Below are 3,697 nucleotides of genomic sequence, written 5' to 3'. Positions count from 1 at the left end.
TGCCGCCGCCCTGGCTGGAATTGACCACCAGTGATCCCTCCTTCAGAGCGACGCGGGTCAGGCCGCCCGGCACGATGGTGACGCGCTCGCGGCCGGTCAGCACGAACGGCCTGAGATCGACATGGCGGGGAGCGAGGCCGGAGGCCGTGTAGGTCGGACAGGTGGAGAGTGCGAGCGTCGGCTGTGCAATGAAGCCCTCAGGCTCGCGCTTGAGCTTGTCGCGGAAGGCCTCGATGGTGGCCTTGGTGGCGGCCGGCCCGATCAGCATGCCGTAACCGCCGGAGCCGTGCACCTCCTTGACCACGAGCTCGCCGAGGTGATCCAGCACGTAAGACAGGTCCTGCGGCTCGCGGCAGCGCCAGGTCTGCACGTTCTTCAGGATCGGCTCTTCGTCGAGATAGAACTTCACGATCTCGGGCATGTAGGAATAGATCGCCTTGTCATCGGCGATGCCCGTCCCCACAGCGTTGGCGAGCGTGATGTTCCCGGCGGCATAGGCCGACATCAGCCCGGGCACGCCGAGCGCGGAGTCGGGGCGGAAAGTGAGGGGATCGAGGAAGTCGTCGTCGACGCGGCGGTAGATCACATCGACCCGTTTCAGCCCTTCGGTGGTGCGCATGAAGACTTCATCGTTCTTGACGATGAGGTCGCGCCCCTCCACCAGCTCGATGCCGAGCTTGTCCGCCAGGAAGGAGTGCTCGTAATAGGCGGAATTGTAGATGCCGGGCGTCATCAGCGCGACAGTCGGCTCGGCCGATGCGCTCAAGGGGGCGACCGAGCGCAGCGCCGCCAGCAGCTCGTCCGGATAGCGCTCGACCGGCGCAACGCGATGGCGGGCAAACAGGTCCGGAAACAGCCGCATCATGATTTCGCGGTTTTCCAGCATGTAGGACACGCCCGAGGGCGTGCGCGCATTGTCCTCCAGCACGATGAAGTCGTTGGCGTCGACACGAACGACGTCGATGCCGGCGATATGAACGTAAACGTCATGCGGCACGTCCTGGCCGTTCATCTCCGGCCGGAACACGGGGTTCTGGAAGATCAGGTCGTCAGGGATGACCTCGGCGCGCAGGATGTCGCGGCCGTGATAGATGTCCCGCAGGAACATGTTCAGCGCCTTGACGCGCTGCTTCAGTCCCTTTTCCAACAGGGCCCATTCCTTGGCGGACAGGATCCGCGGAATCACGTCGAAGGGAATCAGGCGCTCCTGCGCCTCCGCCTCGCCGTAGACCGCGAAGGTGATTCCGATTCGCCGGAACAGCAATTCGGCTTCATGCCGGCGATATTCCAAGGCTTCCGGCGGCGTGTCCTTCAGCCAGCGGGACAGTTCCTGATAGGCTTGGCGGATGTCGCCGCCCGGCGCGTTCATTTCGTCGAAAGCAAGTGCCATCGATGCCCGTATCTCTCAGCCACAGCCTAGACTGCATGACTCCCGGGGAGAGTAGCAAGGGGCGGGCCAGCGCGATATGCAGGCGTCGGCGGCATTTCGGCGGGCGGCTGGAAGTCCTGCCCGAAAAACCGGCTATAAGATGCTCAAATCGGCGGCATCGCTGTGGGGACGGGATGACATTGGCGACGCAACGGGCCAAAACAGACGACAGTTGCGAGGAGAAATCATGAGCGAGATCGTCACCGCGGGGCTGCTGATCATCGGCGACGAGATTCTGTCCGGCCGGACCAAGGACAAGAACATCGGCTTCATTGCCGAGTACCTCACCAATCTCGGCATCGACCTCAAGGAGGTCCGGGTCGTGGCCGACGACGAGCCCGATATCATCGCCGCGTTGGACGCGCTCCGGCACCGTTATACCTACGTGTTTACGACGGGAGGGATTGGGCCGACCCATGACGACATCACCGCGGATGCGGTCGCCGAGGCGTTCGGCGTCGGCATCGATCATCACCCGGACGTGGTGGCGCGGTTTCGGGAGCGCTGGAGCGGGCAGGACCTCAACGAGGCGCGACTGCGGATGGCCCGCATCCCCGAGGGCGCCGAGCTGATCCAGAGCGCGACCATCCTGGCACCCGGCTTCAAGATCGGCAACGTGATCGTCATGGCCGGGGTGCCGTCGATCATGCAGGCGATGATGGACATCGTCGCGCCGAAGCTGAAATCGGGCGTGCGGATGTTGTCGGAGACGGTGCGCGCCAATGCCCGCGAGGGCGATATCGGCGGCCCCTTGCGCGAGATCGCCAAGGCCCATCCCGATACGATCATCGGCAGCTATCCGTTCACCGACGAGGAGCAGAAGCCGAACACCCATCTCGTGGTGCGCTCGCGCGAGCCGGAGAAGCTGTCGGCCGCGATGGCGGCGGTGAAGGAGATGCTCGCCGGGCTGAATGTTTCGCGTTAAAGCGGGATTGCGTTGGGGCCGAGGAACGATGGAACAGACGATATGGCGGACAAGACGTTGAGCGCGGAAGAGCGCGCGGGCCGGGCCTTCCCGGTCTCCTGGGACCAGTTTCACAGGGATTGCCGGGCGCTGACCTGGCGGCTCAATGAGGTCGGGCCGTTTCACGCGGTCATCGCGATCACCCGCGGCGGGCTGGTGCCGGCTGCGATCGTGGCGCGCGAGCTCGGCGTGCGCATCATCGATACGGTCTGCATCGCCAGCTATGATCATAACAAGCAGGGCGATCTGACGGTGCTGAAAGGCGTCTCCGCAGACACGGCCAAGCTCGGCGGCGGGACCGGGAAAGGCCTGTTGATCGTGGACGACCTGGTCGACACCGGCAAGACCGGGCGCATGGTGCGCGAGATGCTGCCCGAGGCGCATTTCGCCACCGTCTATGCCAAGCCGAAGGGGCGGCCGCTGGTCGACACCTTCATCACCGAGGTGTCGCAGGACACCTGGATCTTCTTCCCCTGGGACACCGCGCTGTCGTTCCAGCCGCCAATCCGCGACGGGGCGGCGTAGCTCGCTGTCGTTCCGGGGCACGCGAAGCGTGAACCGGAATCCATACTCCCGATCGTGGTTATGGATTCCGGGCTCGCCCGGAGTCATCGGGCCGCTTCGCGCGGACCCGTTGGGCGGCCCGGAATGACGGCGGTGAGAGCGGAGTGTGGGCATGCCACTCCAAAACCGCGTCACCCCCACCGGCGAGATCATCGCAACGCCGCACCGCGGCCTGTTCACCGGTAATCGCGGCATCATCCATGATCCCGCGACCAAGACGCTGCTCAACAAGCGCTGGTCGAGTCCGGCCTGGCTGACTTGCGTCTGCGAATTCCGCGGCCGCCGCCGCGAGGTGATGGCGCGGCAAAGTTGGACCGAGCTGTTTTTTCTCGACGAGGCGACGGCGCTCTCCGCCGGGCATCGGCCCTGCTTTTACTGCCGCCGCGACGATGCCAACCGTTTTCGCGCGGCATGGGAAGCGGGCAATGGCGCAAGCGGCCTGCTCGCCTCGGAGATCGACGCGGTGCTGCATCGCGAGCGTCTCGACCGCAGAAGCAAGCGGCTGCATCAGCTGCCGGCGCCTGTCGACGCGCTGCCCGACGGCACGATGGTGCAGGCCGGAGCGGAGAGCTTCTTGGTTGCGCGGGGCAGGGCGCTGCCGTGGTCAGCGGCGGGTTATGGCGAGGCGCGCGCCGTGCCCGACGGCGCGATGCTGCTGACCCCGCCGTCGACGTTGCGGGCCATCGCGGCTGGCTACCGGCCGGTGCTGCATCCGAGCGCACAGTACATTCCCTCTCCCC

General features: G+C 65.5%; 4 protein-coding genes. 3 read left to right on the top strand and 1 reads right to left on the bottom strand.

Translation table 11 applies throughout. The features are described from left to right. A partial coding sequence (locus BRAS3843_RS32875; protein ID WP_035983599.1) for a circularly permuted type 2 ATP-grasp protein occupies positions 1 to 1,390 on the bottom strand: 1,390 nt, incomplete at its 3' end. 226 nt (positions 1,391 to 1,616) lie between these two features. Here BRAS3843_RS32875 and BRAS3843_RS32870 point away from each other — a divergent pair. The 3 genes from BRAS3843_RS32870 to BRAS3843_RS32860 form a co-directional block, all read left to right on the top strand. After that, positions 1,617 to 2,354, top strand: coding sequence for a molybdopterin-binding protein (locus BRAS3843_RS32870; protein ID WP_008973539.1), 738 nt, complete (start codon positions 1,617 to 1,619; stop codon positions 2,352 to 2,354). Positions 2,355 to 2,396: 42 nt separating this feature from the next. Then, entirely contained in the window at positions 2,397 to 2,918 is a 522-nt protein-coding gene (gene gpt / locus BRAS3843_RS32865; protein WP_008973538.1) for a xanthine phosphoribosyltransferase, read from the top strand. 151 nt (positions 2,919 to 3,069) lie between these two features. Further along, positions 3,070 to 3,697: hypothetical protein (locus tag BRAS3843_RS32860; protein ID WP_035983598.1), on the top strand; the 628-nt coding region annotated here is incomplete at its 3' end.

The organism is Bradyrhizobium sp. STM 3843, assembly GCF_000239815.1.
Classification (GTDB): domain Bacteria; phylum Pseudomonadota; class Alphaproteobacteria; order Rhizobiales; family Xanthobacteraceae; genus Bradyrhizobium.
Note: the sequence above shows the minus strand (reverse complement) of the source record. Positions and strands in the feature narration are given on the sequence as shown.